9 protein-coding genes and 2 pseudogenes are annotated in these 13,094 nt (G+C 73.0%); 6 read left to right on the forward strand and 5 right to left on the reverse strand.

The genetic code is table 11. From position 1 onward, the window contains the following. Positions 1 to 81 precede the first annotated feature (81 nt). Genes AB0N90_RS18500 through AB0N90_RS18510 form a run of 3 tightly spaced genes read left to right on the forward strand, consistent with a single transcriptional unit; the run spans position 82 to position 4,345 of the window. Positions 82 to 891: a methyltransferase gene (locus tag AB0N90_RS18500; RefSeq protein ID WP_365197769.1), complete on the forward strand. Its 810-nt coding sequence runs from the start codon at positions 82 to 84 to the stop codon at positions 889 to 891. Next, complete coding sequence (locus AB0N90_RS18505; RefSeq protein ID WP_365197772.1) at positions 888 to 2,666, forward strand: CoA transferase; 1,779 nt, start codon at positions 888 to 890, stop codon at positions 2,664 to 2,666. The genes AB0N90_RS18500 and AB0N90_RS18505 overlap by 4 nt, the downstream gene beginning before the upstream one ends. Next, on the forward strand, positions 2,663 to 4,345 hold the full coding sequence (locus tag AB0N90_RS18510) for a class I adenylate-forming enzyme family protein (protein WP_365197775.1): 1,683 nt from the start codon (positions 2,663 to 2,665) through the stop codon (positions 4,343 to 4,345). The genes AB0N90_RS18505 and AB0N90_RS18510 overlap by 4 nt, the downstream gene beginning before the upstream one ends. 499 nt (positions 4,346 to 4,844) lie before the next feature. Here AB0N90_RS18510 and AB0N90_RS18515 read toward each other — a convergent pair whose 3' ends face one another. The 4 genes and pseudogenes from AB0N90_RS18515 to AB0N90_RS18530 all read right to left on the reverse strand — a co-directional run bounded on the left by AB0N90_RS18515 (position 4,845) and on the right by AB0N90_RS18530 (position 8,995). Then, positions 4,845 to 6,272 carry an MFS transporter gene (locus AB0N90_RS18515; RefSeq protein WP_365197777.1) on the reverse strand — a complete coding sequence of 476 codons (1,428 nt, stop codon included), beginning with the start codon at positions 6,270 to 6,272 and terminating at the stop codon, positions 4,845 to 4,847. Then, a complete protein-coding gene (locus AB0N90_RS18520; protein WP_365197780.1) occupies positions 6,269 to 6,925 on the reverse strand; it encodes a TetR/AcrR family transcriptional regulator in 657 nt (218 codons plus the stop codon). The genes AB0N90_RS18515 and AB0N90_RS18520 overlap by 4 nt, the downstream gene beginning before the upstream one ends. A 391-nt stretch (positions 6,926 to 7,316) precedes the next feature. Continuing rightward, positions 7,317 to 7,591, reverse strand: a pseudogene (locus AB0N90_RS18525) (Tn3 family transposase). Between the two features lie 417 nt (positions 7,592 to 8,008). Continuing rightward, positions 8,009 to 8,995, reverse strand: a complete 987-nt coding sequence (locus AB0N90_RS18530; protein ID WP_361682023.1) for a L,D-transpeptidase — start codon at positions 8,993 to 8,995, stop codon at positions 8,009 to 8,011. A 323-nt stretch (positions 8,996 to 9,318) separates the two neighbouring features. On the opposite strand from AB0N90_RS18530, the gene AB0N90_RS18535 reads away from it, so the two are divergent. Then, on the forward strand, positions 9,319 to 9,939 hold the full coding sequence (locus AB0N90_RS18535; protein ID WP_365198062.1) for a hypothetical protein: 621 nt from the start codon (positions 9,319 to 9,321) through the stop codon (positions 9,937 to 9,939). A gap of 165 nt (positions 9,940 to 10,104) precedes the next feature. On the opposite strand, the gene AB0N90_RS18540 is transcribed toward AB0N90_RS18535, so the two are convergent. Further along, positions 10,105 to 10,560, reverse strand: coding sequence for a hypothetical protein (locus AB0N90_RS18540; RefSeq protein ID WP_365197782.1), 456 nt, complete (start codon positions 10,558 to 10,560; stop codon positions 10,105 to 10,107). A gap of 538 nt (positions 10,561 to 11,098) precedes the next feature. On the opposite strand from AB0N90_RS18540, the pseudogene AB0N90_RS18545 reads away from it, so the two are divergent. Together AB0N90_RS18545 and AB0N90_RS18550 are read left to right on the forward strand one after the other, a co-directional pair. After that, a pseudogene (locus AB0N90_RS18545) lies at positions 11,099 to 11,206 on the forward strand (DUF664 domain-containing protein); the annotation flags it as partial. A 362-nt stretch (positions 11,207 to 11,568) separates the two neighbouring features. Beyond that, positions 11,569 to 12,984: a family 2B encapsulin nanocompartment shell protein gene (locus tag AB0N90_RS18550; RefSeq protein WP_365197783.1), complete on the forward strand. Its 1,416-nt coding sequence runs from the start codon at positions 11,569 to 11,571 to the stop codon at positions 12,982 to 12,984. Positions 12,985 to 13,094 lie beyond the last annotated feature (110 nt).

A 13,094-nucleotide genomic window follows, 5' to 3' on the forward strand; every position in this document is an offset into this window, starting at 1 on the left:
CGCCACCCCCCTTTCCCCAACCCCCCTTTCCCCCGGCCGCGTTGCGACCGGCCGACTCCCTCGATGAAAGGAACCACCCTCATGGCACCGCCGGCCCCCGCCCGCGCGGTCTTCGGCAACGGCACCGCGCACAGCCGCGACCAGCACCGCTGCCTGGAGGCCGCCTACGACCCGGTGACCCTGCCCCGCCTGGCCGCCGCCGGTGTCGGCCCGGGCTGGCACTGCCTGGAGATCGGCGCGGGCGGCGGCAGCATCGCCCGCTGGCTGGCGGAGCGGGTCGCACCGGGCGGCTCGGTGCTCGCCACCGACCGCGACCCCCGCGACCTCGTCCCCGGCCCGCAACTGGCGGTCGCCGCCCTCGACGTGGCCCGCGACCCGCTGCCCGAGGCGGCCTACGACCTGATCGTGGCGCGCCTGGTGCTCCAGCACGTGCCCACCCGCGCCGCCGTCCTGCCCCGGCTCGTACGCGCCCTGCGCCCCGGCGGAGTGCTCCAGATCGACGAGATCGACGCCTCCTACGAGCCCCCGCTGCTGACCCCGGACCCGGCGGCCGAGGAACTGTACCTCCGCTTCCTGCGGGCCAAGTCGGCCGCGATGCGCGCCGCGGGCGGCGACCCGCACTGGGGACGCGCCGTGCCCGGGGCCCTGCGCGCGGCGGGACTGACCGGGATCGACGTCCATCTGCACATCGGCGTCCGGCACGCCCAGGACCCCGGCCTGGGACTCCAGTCCAACCACACCCGCAACCTCCGCGACCGGCTGGTGGAGCAGGGCATGACCGACGAAGAGCTGGACCGGGTACGGCAGTTGATGCGGGACCCCGCCTTCCGCGCCGCCTCCAGCGTCTTCTACTCGGTGCAGGGCCGCCGGCCCGGCGAGGAGGGCAGGTGAGTCCTCGTACCGACGTACGGCCGATGGTCGCCGCCGCCGTCGCCGACCGGCTGCTGCGGCACACCGCACCAGGTGTCCCGCAGGCGCGCGCCATCCTCGACTGGGCCGGTCCGGTCGGCAGGGAACTGCCGGACGAGCGTGCCGTACAGGCCGCCTGCGGGCTCATGCACATCCACGGCCGGGCCACCGGCGGCCCGGCCCCGCTCGCCGTCGACTACGCCTCGGTGGTGGCCGGGGTCCTCGCCGCCCAGGGCGTCACCGCCGCCGGGATCGGGCGGGCCCGCGGACTGGACCTGCGCGAGGTACGGACCTCGGTCGCGCAGGGGGCGCTGCTGGCGGTCGGCCAGTACCTCGCCGCCGCGACGGCCCGCGAAGCGGACGGCCCGCCCTCGACGGCGGGACCGGAGCCGTGCGCGGGCGGTCTCGCGACCCTGGAGACGTCCGACGGCGCCCATGTGGAGCTGGAGACCCTCGACCCGTCGGCCTGGCGGGAGTTCTGGACCCGGCTCGGCGTACCGCCCGCCCTCGCGGGCCGCGGCTGGCTGCCCTTCCAGCAGCGGTTCGCCACCGCCGTGTGCCCGTTGCCCGAGGAACTGCGCGCCGCCGCCCGCCGCCGTACCCTGCCCGACCTGGCGGCCGCCGCGTACGACACCGGCGTCAGCCTCCTCACCCTCGGCGCCGACCCCGACCCGGCCGTCCATCCCGAACCCTGGCGGCTCACGCCCGCACCGGCGGTCCGGCCTGAACACCGGCTGCCCGCACCGGCCGTCACCCCGGTTCCCGGGCGGCCGACGTCCCGACCCGCGCACCCGGCTCCCGATGTGCCCGCGCCGCGCTCCGGCGGCGCCCCGCCCCTGCCGCTCGCGGGCCTGCGGGTGGTGGAGTCCACGCGCCGGGTGCAGGGCCCCCTCGCAGGACATGTCCTCGGGATGCTGGGCGCCGAGGTGATCCGGATCGAGCCCCCGGGCGGCGACCCGATGCGCTGGCTGCCCCCGCTGGCCGGGGACACCTCGGCCCGGTTCACCGCCCTCAACGCGGGCAAGCGGGTCGTCGAGGCGGATCTGACGACCGGGCGGGGACGGGAGACGGTACGCGAGCTGGCCGCCGAGGCCGACGCCTTCGTGCACAACTGGGCCCCCGGCAAGGCCGGCCGGCTCGGTCTGGACGCCGCGGACCTGCTGGCCGACCGCCCCGCCCTGGTGTACGCCTGGGCCTCCGGCTTCGGCGACACCCTCGGCGACCGGCCGCCCCTCGGCACCGACTACCTCGCCCAGGTGCACAGCGGACTCGCCGCCGCCGTACGCCCGGCCGACGAACCCCCGGCCCCCTCCCTGATGACCCTCACCGACGTCCTCGGCGGGCTGGTGTGCGCCCAGGGCGTGCTGGCCGCGCTGGCGCACCGGACACGGACCGGGCGGGGCGGCCGCGTCGACTCCAGCCTGGTCTCCGCCGCCGCCCTGATCCCACGCCCCGCGCACCGGGTGCGCTGGACGGCACTGGACCGCCCCGTCCGCACCGCGGACGGTCATCTGTACCTCGGCCCCGAGGCCCGCGCGCGTCCCGAGGCGGTGCACCGGCTGCTGGACCGCGCCGAGGGGTCGGCCCTGACCACCGACGAGTGGACGCACCGCCTGGCCGAAGCGGGCCTGACCGCCACCCCCGTCCACACCGACCTGGCCGCCCTGGCCGACGACGCCGCCTTCAAGGCGGCCCTCGCCGCACCGGACCCGCTCATCGGCCACGCCCGGCCGCACGCGCCCTGGGAGTTCGCATGACCGTCGCCCCCGCCACCCTCCCCGCGGCCCGGGGCGGACACCTGGCGTGGACCTCACGCGCCGGTGTGTCCTTCCCCGACCTCGTGCCCCGATCCCGCCGCCTGGCCTGGGTGTCCGAGGGCCTGTGCCCGGACACCGACCTGTACACGCTGTTCACCGCCCGGGTCCGCGAACACCCCGACCGCGCCGCCCTGGTGGACGACGCCGGGACGCTGACCTACGCGGCCCTGGGCGCCGAAGTCCGCCGTGTCGCCGCCCTGTTCGCCGGAACTGGCCTCGCCGCCGGGGACGTGGTGGCGCTGCGGCTGCCCGACGGACGCGACGCCGTGGCCGCCGAACTCGCCGTGTACGCGCTCGGCGCGGTCGCCCTGCCGCTGCCCCCGAGCGGCGACGACCGCGACACCCGGGCCCTGCTCGCCCGCTCCCGGGCCCGCGCCGCCGTCCTCGCCTGCGCCCAGCAGCTCCGGGCCCTCGGGGACCTTCCCCACCTGGTCACCCGGTACGTCCCGGGCCCGGACCGCACCGGCGCGCTCGGCCTGCACCCGCCCAGGACCCGAGCCACCGAACCCTGGCGGCCGGGGCCCGTCGACCCCTACGGGCCCGCCCGCATCCTGGTGTCGTCCGGCTCCGAGTCCGAACCGAAGATGGTCGCCTACAGCCATCACGCCCTCGCCGGAGGCCGGGCCCGCTACGTCCGCGCCCTGCACCCGGACCCCGCGGTGCCGCCCCGCCATCTCGTCCTCGTCCCGCTGGCCTCCTCCTTCGGCTCCCTCGGCACCCCGGTCACCCTCGCCGTCCTCGGCGGCACCCTGATCGTGCCGGGGCGGTTCGACCCGGCCGGCGCGCTCCGCCTGATCGCCGAGCACCGCCCCACCCATCTGTTCGCGGTACCCACCATGCTGCGTCGCATCACCGACCTCCCGGCCCGACCGGGCGAGGACACCTCGTCGTTGCGCGCCGTCGTCTCCAGCGGCGCCGCTCTGCCACCGGCCGTCGCGCAGGCGTGCCGCCGCCGCTTCGGCCGCCCCGTGGTGACCGTCTACGGCTCCTCGGACGGCGTCAACTGCCATACGGCGGGGGAGAGCCGGCCCACCGGCGACAGCGTCGGCACCCCCGACCCCGAGGTGGCCCGCATCCGGATCACCGGCCCCGACGGGGGCACGCTGCCCACCGGACAGCGCGGCCAGATCGAGGCGTTGGGCCCGATGACACCCCTGTGCTACGTCAACTCGCCCGAGCTGAACGCCCGTTACCGCACCCCCGACGGCTGGGTGCGCACGGGCGACCTGGGCCGCCTGGACGAGCACGGCAGGCTGCACGTCCTGGGCCGGCTCAAACGCATCGTCGTACGCGGCGGCCTCAACATCAGCCTCGCCGAGGTGGAACACGAACTGGGCGGCCATCCGTCCGTCGCCGAGGCGGTCTGCGTCCCGGTGCCCGACCCCGACCTCGGGGAACGCCTGTGCGCCTGCGTCCGCCCGGCCCCCGGCACCCCCGCGCCCACGCCCGCCGACCTCACCGAACACCTGCTCTCCCGCGGCCTGGGCCGCCGGAAACACCCCGAACTCCTCCTGCTGCTGGATGAGATGCCCCTCGGCCCCACCGGCAAGATCTGCTACCAGACCCTGGCCGCGTGGGCGGCCCGGCGGGAGGGCGGCCGGGTTCTGGGGCTACGGTGATCGGGCTCCGGTGCTCGGCGGTACGACGCTGCCCGTGCGGGAACACGGAGTGCTCCGGCGAGCCGAACCGGGCCGGGCCGCCGGACTCCGGAAGGCGCGCATCGGCCCGCCCGGCACGCCGGCCGACGGGCGTGTCCCGGGGCCGGGAGATGGCTGGGCACCAGGCCATCACCGCCGATAACGGGATGCCGGTCTACCTATACAAGCCCGCGGAGCCCGTGGTGGCGCGGCACCACCGAGAACACCAACCGGCTGCTTCGGCAGTACCTCCCCAAGGGCGCAGACCTCCGCGCCTGCGACCAGGCCGCCCCGGACGCCATCGCCAACGAGCTCAATCACCGTCCGCGCACGCCCCACGGCTACCGGACTCCGGCAGAGGTCTACGCTGACCTCCTGAACAGCGGTGATGCGCTGTCCACTTGAGCTCGCCGTCGCTTGCCGACACTGAGACCGGTCTCGCATGTGACCGGATCAGCCTCCGGGTATGGACGACGGTCGTTCAACTGTTTGTGCGTCGAGCGGGTGCCGCCTGCGGTGTCGGTCCTTGCGCCGACCACGCGGAGGTCGTGTCGCGTCCTTCCCGGTGGGCCGGACGCCGGGGTAGCTGCGACGCGGGGAGCAGGCCGAGGGCGGCCAGTGCGGCCAGGACTGGCAGGGCATGACTCATCGTCGAGAAAGCGGATCCGGTTGCGCTGGCTGCGACGGCGATGCCGAGAGTCGGCCCGATGTTCATGGCGGTCTGCTTGAGCCCACCGACGACCCCGGCGTACCCGGGCGGCGCGTCGCCGACGACGGTCCCGGTGGCGGTAACCATTACTGTGGCGAACCCGGCTCCGATGACGGCAAAGGCTATGGTCATGGCCACCCATGGGCTGGTCGGACCGAGCCGGGACAGCCCCGCGATACCGACCGCAACGAGGGCCGTACCGGCGATCGCGGTGCGGCGCGCGCCGTACCGGCGCAGTGCGGCGACCGCGGCGGGTGCGCCGAAGACCATGAGCGCGGTCAGTGGAAGGACGCGCAGACCGCTGGCGAGCGGGTCGAGGCGGAGTGTGTCCTGGAGGTAGAACGTGGCCCTGAACAGTGCGCCGAACAGGCCGGCGGTGGTGACGAGCAGGATTGCCATCGACGCCGTCACGGGCGCGGACCGTGCTACGGCTTGCGGAACGATCGGGTTCGTGGTGCGGCGTTCGTGCCGGGCGAGGAGTGCTGCGATCCCGATGATGGCGAGGAGTTCGAGTAGCGTCGGCGGTGCCGTCCAGCCCCGCGCGGGCACGTTGGCCAGGGCGTGGACCAAGACGGCGAGTGCGATCGCGAGCAGGCCCACACCGGTGAGGTTGAGTCGCGAAGAGTCGGCTCGTTCCGGTGTCGGGGTCCGCAGGGCGAGGGCGAGAGCGGCGATGACGAGCGCGACAGGCGCGTTGACCCAGAACACGGCGCGCCAGCCCAGATGCGCCACGAGTACACCGCCGAGAATCGGACCGGACGCCGACGCCACCGCGATCGCGCTGGTGCGGATGGCGATGGGCGTGCCGAGCCGGTCTGCGGGATACGCCAGCCGCAGCAGCGCGAGTGTCGCAGGCTGCAGGAGCGCGCCGAACCCGCCCTGCACGGCGCGCAGGACGATCACCCAGCCGACGGTCGGCGCGAGCGCGATCCCGGCGGAGGCGGCCCCGAAGCCGAGGACGCCGACGAGCAGCAGGCGCGGGTGCCCGTACCGATCCCCGAGGCGTCCGGCGATGATGAGTAACGCGGCCACCGCGACCAGATAGCCGGTGCTCGTCCACTGGATCTGCGCCATGCTCGCGCCGAGATCGCGCTGCAGGCTGGGCTGTGCCACGAGCAGGATGGTGCCGTCCAGTGCGACGGTCATTGCGCCGGCCACGCTGACCAGAAGTGCGAGCTGCCGCTGTACGAACGCTGTCATGAGGTCACCCGGCCAAGATGGGCGTCCAGAACTGCCGTGATGAGCCGGTCGCGTTGGTCGTCGCCGGGGTCGCCGCCCAGCGGTGAGGCCCCGAGGGCGAGTTGCAGGCTGCCCCAGGCCCACAGCTGGGCCATGCCGTGCAGGTTCGACCACAGCGCGGCGGCGGTCACGGCAGGCGGCGGTGCGGCCTCGTCCGGTCCGTCGGTGAGTTGCGTGGCAGCCCGCTCCGATCGGCATCGGGCGACGAGTTCGGTGATGTGTCCGAACAGCGGGAGGGTCGACTCGCGCAGCCGCGGTTGGTCCGACGCCTGCGGCGTGCTGTCGAGCAGGTCGTGCCGCCACATGAGCTCGAACATGCCGCGGCGTTCCAACGCGTACCCGACGTACACGCGCGCGAGGGCCTCCAACTCGCCGCACGGTGTGGTCGTGCCGACGAGCGCGGCCTCGAACCGGGCTCCGAGGTCGTCGAAGCCACGACGGGCGATAGCCGACAACAGGGCGTGGTGCGTAGGGAAGTACCGACGCGGCGCCCCGTGCGACACCCCCGCTCGACGGGCTATTTCCCTCAGCCCCACGGACGCGGAGCCCTCGGTCAGCACGAGGTCCACCCCGACATCGATCAACCGCTCGCGAAGCGGGCTCTCATCAGTCATAGACAGTGTCTACCATCGGTCGTAGACGCTGTCTACTCGTCTCGTGCGTGATCGTGCTCCTCAGTGGGTGGCGGCATTCGACTCAGCTCGCTCGCTCACGACGACACGCCGGCCGGAGATGGTCACGCCCAAAAAGTCGAGCTGTTTGTCCCATGTCCAGGCGGAAGGTGCCGTACGGGTTGATGTTCGACCAGAACAGTGCGGTCAACCCGCGCCGTTCCTCGTCGGGCCGTGAGGGCGCCGTCCTTGCCGTAGTGGAGAACTGCCCAGGCGCAGGGCGGTGGCGTACTTGACCATCTGGTCGTACTGCTGGGCGATCAGCCCACTTGACGGCCCGGGTCGTCAGCGAGCCGCCGAGCGTCGGCCAGCCGGGCGGGGTGTCGTCCGGGCGCTACAGGCGGACGCTGCCGATGTTCTTCAGCCTCGGCAGCAGGCGGAAGTCGAACAGCTCGGTGAAGGCGAACCCGACCACGCACGCGCCGTGGGTGTCGACGTATTCGACTCGATCCCGGTGTCCCTGCAGTGCCTCAGCAAGCCCTCGATCATCGCCGCGACCTCGGACGACGAACAGCTCTTGAGCTGGGGGTAGATGCAGACGTTCTTCTGCTCCACATGCCAATAGATCATCACACCGTTGCCGCCGTAGCGGGCGTGGTACTCGGTCATGAAGTCACTCTCGCCGTGCTCGCCGGTCGCCACGATGGCCCGGATGCCCAGGTTCGTGCCAAGGGCGAACAGGGCCAAGGGGAGGCGCCGTTGCAGGACGCCGCGGTCGATGCGCTCGTAACGGCGGCCGAGGCGAACTCGTCCACGACGCTCCACAGCCCGGCCAGGGTGGCGCCGGGCGTGAGGACCCGGGCGATCTACGGGCCCGCCGGCCCGCCACCGCCAAGCCGGACCAGTGCATGGTGTTCCCGGCCACCACGGCGGCCACGGACCCGTCAGGAGAAGGCGGAATCTCCTTCGCGCCGCCCTCCAGCGCACGGCCCCCCGGCACGCCGCGGCCCGCGCGTGGTCGGGGCGACGCTCGGTGTGGGCGACCGCGGCGGGGCCGGGCCGCCCGGGACACCGAGCGGTGGTGGATCACAGTGCCGAGGTCGTGCCCTCACCGGAGGCGCTGCCCGCGAGCCACTGGGTCCAGTCCAGGTTGAAGTCCGCGTAGCCGTTGTCGGGATCCGCCTTGGCGCGGGACGAGCCGGTGATGGTGACCGGGTCGCCCTGCTTGACCTGGCCGTAGAACCACTTGGCGTCCGACAGGGACAGGTGCACGCAGCCGTGCGAGCCGCGCGCGCTGCCGCCACCCGGAGTGGGGTCGCCGGTCGAGTAGTGGACGTACGTACCGCTCTGGGTCAGGTGCACGTCCCAGGGCAGCGTCAGGTCGTAGTAGTTGGGGCTGCCCTTGTCGCAGCTGATACCGACGCTGCAGGAGGTCATGTGGACCTTCTCCTGCTTGTCGATGACGGCCATGATGCCGTTCCACGTCGGGTACTGGGGGCTGCCCGCGTTGATGGACAGGGTGCGCACCAGCTTGCCGTCGCGCGTCACCTTCATGGTGTGGCCGGTGACCGAGACGTCCGCGCGGACGTCGTCGCCGATCGTGAAGGTGTGCGTGTAGTCGTGCACGCCGTAGCGTCCGGCGCCGTTGCTGACGCCCTCCATGTCGGCGTCGATCTTCACCTTCGTGCCGGAGGGCCAGAAGGTCTTCGGCCGCCAGTCGGCGCGCTTGTCGCCGAACCAGTGCCAGGCGCCCGCCACCGGCGTGGAGGTGCTGACCTTCATGTGCTTCTCCACCGTGGCCCGCGCCTTGGCCGCCACGGGGTCGGTGAAGACCACCGAGATCGGCATGGCCACGCCCACCGTGGTGCCGCTCTGCGGGGTGATCGTATCCAGCAGCATCGGCGGGCCCGCGGGCTTCGTCGGCGAAGCGGAGGCGCTCGGGGCCGACTTGCCCGGCGCCTTCGCGTCACCGCCGACCGTGTTGGAGCCACTGCCGCCGCCGCAGGCGCTCGCACCCATCAGCACGGCACCCGTGACCAGTGCGATCCCTATGCTGCCCTTGCGCCGTCCCACTGCCTACCCCGCTCTCTCGTACCTTCGGCCCTGACGGGCCCGACTCCCTGCCAGACAAGGAGAAGGCGGACCTCAGTTGCGTGTCCCGCGCAAAGAGTGTCCCAAACTCCTGAGCGTCGCCGGACCGGGGAACGGTGCCCGGCGCCGTCCTCGCCGGTCCGCCGATCCCTGCCCCGGGCCGCGCCGCGCCAATCGCACCCGCGCACAGGGCCGTTGGGCCCTGTCGCCGGAGCCCTTCGGCCTCCGGCGCCGGGCGCTGCCCGCAGGGAAAGTGGAGCCGTCAACGAAAACAGGACCTGGGCATGCCAGAGGGGACCACCATCATGGCCGTGCACGAGCACTCCCGCCGCCACCCGGGCTCGCGTCTGTCGTTCCGCGACGACCGGACCGCGACCGCGCTCACCGTGTCGGCGGGTATCGACACGCACACCGGGCGGGCGCGCGCTCTCGCGTCCCTGCGCATCCTGACCGGGTTCGTCTTCCTGTGGGCGTTCCTCGACAAGACGTTCGGCCTCGGGTACGCCACGGCGTCCGGCAAGGCCTGGATCGACGGGGTGTCCCCGACGAAGGGCTTCCTCGGCTCCGTCGCCGTGGGCCCGCTGCGGTCGACGTTCCACGCGTGGGCCGGCGCCGGCTGGGCCGACTGGCTGTTCATGCTGGGCATGCTCGGCATCGGCGCGGCCGTGACGGCCGGCGTGGCACTACGGCCGGCGGCGGTCGCGGGCACCGCCATGATGGCCCTGATGTGGGCCGCCGAATGGCCGCCCGCCAGGCATCTGGCCGACGGCTCGCCGAGCATGTCGACGAATCCGTTCGCCGACTATCACCTGATCTATGCGGTGGCGCTGATCGCCGTGGCGGCCGTCGGCGCGGGCACCACATGGGGCCTGGGCCGCTGGTGGGCCGGACTGCCCGTCGTACGCGACCATGCGTGGCTGCGCTGACCTCGGCCGTGCGGCTGGGCCCCCGGTGAATGGCTTACCCGGCGAAGGGCGCACCAGGCGAGGGGGGTCGGCGGGCGAGGGGCTCACCGGGCGAGGGGCTCACCGGGCGAGGGGCTCGTCGGGGCTTCCGCACGGCGAGCCCGGCCGCCCGTCGGCCCGTGTCACTCAGCAGCCGTCCCGCTCCGGCTCGATCGTCACCTTGCTGCCGAACTTGCGCACCTGGGTGTCCGTATAGGTGTTCCTGCTGACCTGGTACCAGACACGGTCCCGGGAGCGCTTGCCGCCCACGTCGTCCAGCATGACGCACCAGCGCTCCTGGCGGATCACCCGGCGATAGGTCTCGGTGCCCCGCCGCACCTTGGTGCACACGGTCGTCGACCTGGTCGTGTACCAGGTGCGCTTCTTGCTGCCGTGCCCCGACGTGTGCCGCACCTGCTGGGAGCCGGAGTGGCATTGCCTGACCATGTGCGGCCGGGTCGCGAGCCTGCTCGTCGCCGGCACCCGCCGGGTGGTGTCCAGCAGTCCCGACACCTTCCGCGGCTGGCCGGAACAGCCCCCGAGCACGGCCGCGACGACCAGGACCACCGCGACGAGCGCCGCCCGGCGTATGTGGTGCTGCACGTTCCTCCTCCATTCGCCACCCCGGGAGAGAACGACCACCTCGCGCCCCCGGCCGGTGTGGGCCCCCGGGAGTATGACGGACCACCGCCAAGATTCCGAAACCCGCCGCGCACGGGCGGCGGCGTCGGCGCGGCGGCACGGGCCGTAGACCGCTTGAACGACTGCCGGGCGAACGGAGCGCGCCGCCGACTGGACCGCCTGATCCCCGGCACCGCAGGCAGAGGCCGACCGAGCGGCCCGAGTGCCGGAGAACCCCGCACACGGGCACGGCCGTTCAGGAGCCCTGTCCGACCATGACCGAAAATCTGAGCGAACCAACCCCGGGCAGTGACAACGGGTCTCTTCTCCGGGTCCTGGACGGCCGGCGGCGCCATGTCCTCGGCATCCTCGACGGGCTCGAACCGGAGGATCTACGACCGGTACCGGCGGGAGGCGCAGCGCGCCGACGCCGTCATCACCGCCACCCCCGCCGACGTCCCGCCGGTCTCGTGGCCCCGCGGCCTCTTCGGCGAACCGCATCTGCACGCATCTGCACACCCTGCGCGACGTCCCGCTGCACGTCATCACCGAGACCGCGTGCCACGCCGGCCACCTCGACGCGGCCCGCGAACTCCTCGACGGCCGCCGCCGGCTGGTCCTCACCTGAGGACCCCGGCCCGGCCCGGCCTCCGGCGCGAAATCGAACATGGGCGCCCCCGGTCCACGACGCGCCTTGGCTTGATCATGTACGGGTGCGACGCGGTGATCGTCTTGTGCGGCCCGCCGCGTCCCGCCCGGGCCCCCACGAAGGTGGCGCGATGCCATCCATCGGCCCGATAAACCGTGTTCAATTTTTTATCACCGCTTCGAAGTAAGCGCGGCGGCATTCCGGAGACACGGCCTGACCGGCCATTACGGTCCTCTGCGTGGGCGGGTCCCCGAGATCCTCCCCTTCACCATTCCTCCCTTTCGCGGTCGGCGCCCCCATGCGCGCCGACCGCCCTGTCACGCAAGGAGAGGCCCACCCGGATGACCGTCGACAGCAGCCCGGAGCCCCGGACCGTACCGGCCGCACCGCAGCAGTCCCTGAGCACCGCCGCCGCCCGCAACCTCGCCACCACCACCAAGTCCGCCCCGCAGATGCAGGAGATCACCTCCCGCTGGTTGCTGCGGATGCTCCCCTGGGTCGAGACCAAGGGCGGCGCCTACCGGGTCAACCGCCGGCTGCGCCACACCCTGGGCGACGGGCGCATCGAGTTCGTCCAAGAGGGGGCCACGGTCCGGGTGATCCCCCGCGAACTCGGTGAACTGGCCCTGCTGCGGGGCTTCGAGGACCTCGACGCCCTCACCGCCCTCGCCGACCGCTGCACCCAGCGCGACTTCGCCGCCGGCGAGGTCCTCGTCGAACGCGGTACGCCCGCCGACCGCATCCACATGATCGCCCACGGCCGCGTCAGCCAGACCGGCCACGGCCAGTACGGCGCGGAAGTCGCCCTCGCGGTCCTCGCGGACGGCGAGCACTTCGGCGAGGAAGCGCTCCTGGACGGCGACTCCCGCCACGTCTACACGGCCACCGCCCAGACCGCCGGCACCCTCCTCACCCTCTCCCGGGCCGACTTCGCCGCCGTACACGACTCCGCGCCGAGCCTGCGGACCCACATCGAGCGGTTCAGCTCCGCCACCCGCAAACGGCAGAACAAGTACGGCGAGGCCGAGATCGCCATGTCGGCCGGTCACGTCGGCGAGGCCGAACTGCCGCACACCTTCGTCGACTACGAGCTGAACCCGCGCGAGTACGAGCTCTCCGTCGCGCAGACCATCCTGCGCGTCCACACCCGGGTCGCCGACCTCTACAACGGGCCGATGAACCAGACCGAGGAGCAACTGCGGCTCACGGTCGAGGCCTTGCGGGAGCGCCAGGAGCACGAGCTCATCAACAACCCCGAGTTCGGGCTGCTGCACAACGCCGACTTCAAGCAGCGCCTCCAGCCCCACTCCGGGCCGCCGACCCCGGACGACATGGACGAGCTGCTCACCCGCCGCCGCGGCACCAAGTTCTTCCTCGCCCACCCGAGGACGATCGCCGCGATCGGCCGCGGGTTCACCGCCTGCGGCCTCTATCCGGACCACGTCGACGTCGGCGGACAGACCGTCCCGGCCTGGCGCGGGGTGCCGATCCTGCCCTGCAACAAGATCCCGATCAGCGAGGAGCAGACCAGCTCCATCATCGCGATGCGCACGGGCGAGGAGAACCAGGGCGTCATCGGCCTGTGGCAGACGGGCCTGATGGAGGAGCACGAGCCGGGCCTGTCGGTGCGCTTCATGGGCATCAACGAGCAGGCGGTCACCTCCTACCTCGTCAGCATGTACTACTCCGCCGCGGTCCTCGTCCCCGACGCGCTCGGCGTACTGGAGAACGTGCACATCGCCCGCAGGCGGGACTGAACGCGTACATCGCCCGCAGGCGGAACCGGGCGGGACCAGAGGAACCGTTTCGCGGAGCAGAGCGCCGATCCCGTTCCACACAGCCTGAGTTCGCCCTCCTCCGCCGCAGC

This window comes from Streptomyces sp. NPDC093018 (assembly GCF_040684035.1).
Lineage (GTDB): Bacteria > Actinomycetota > Actinomycetes > Streptomycetales > Streptomycetaceae > Streptomyces > Streptomyces murinus.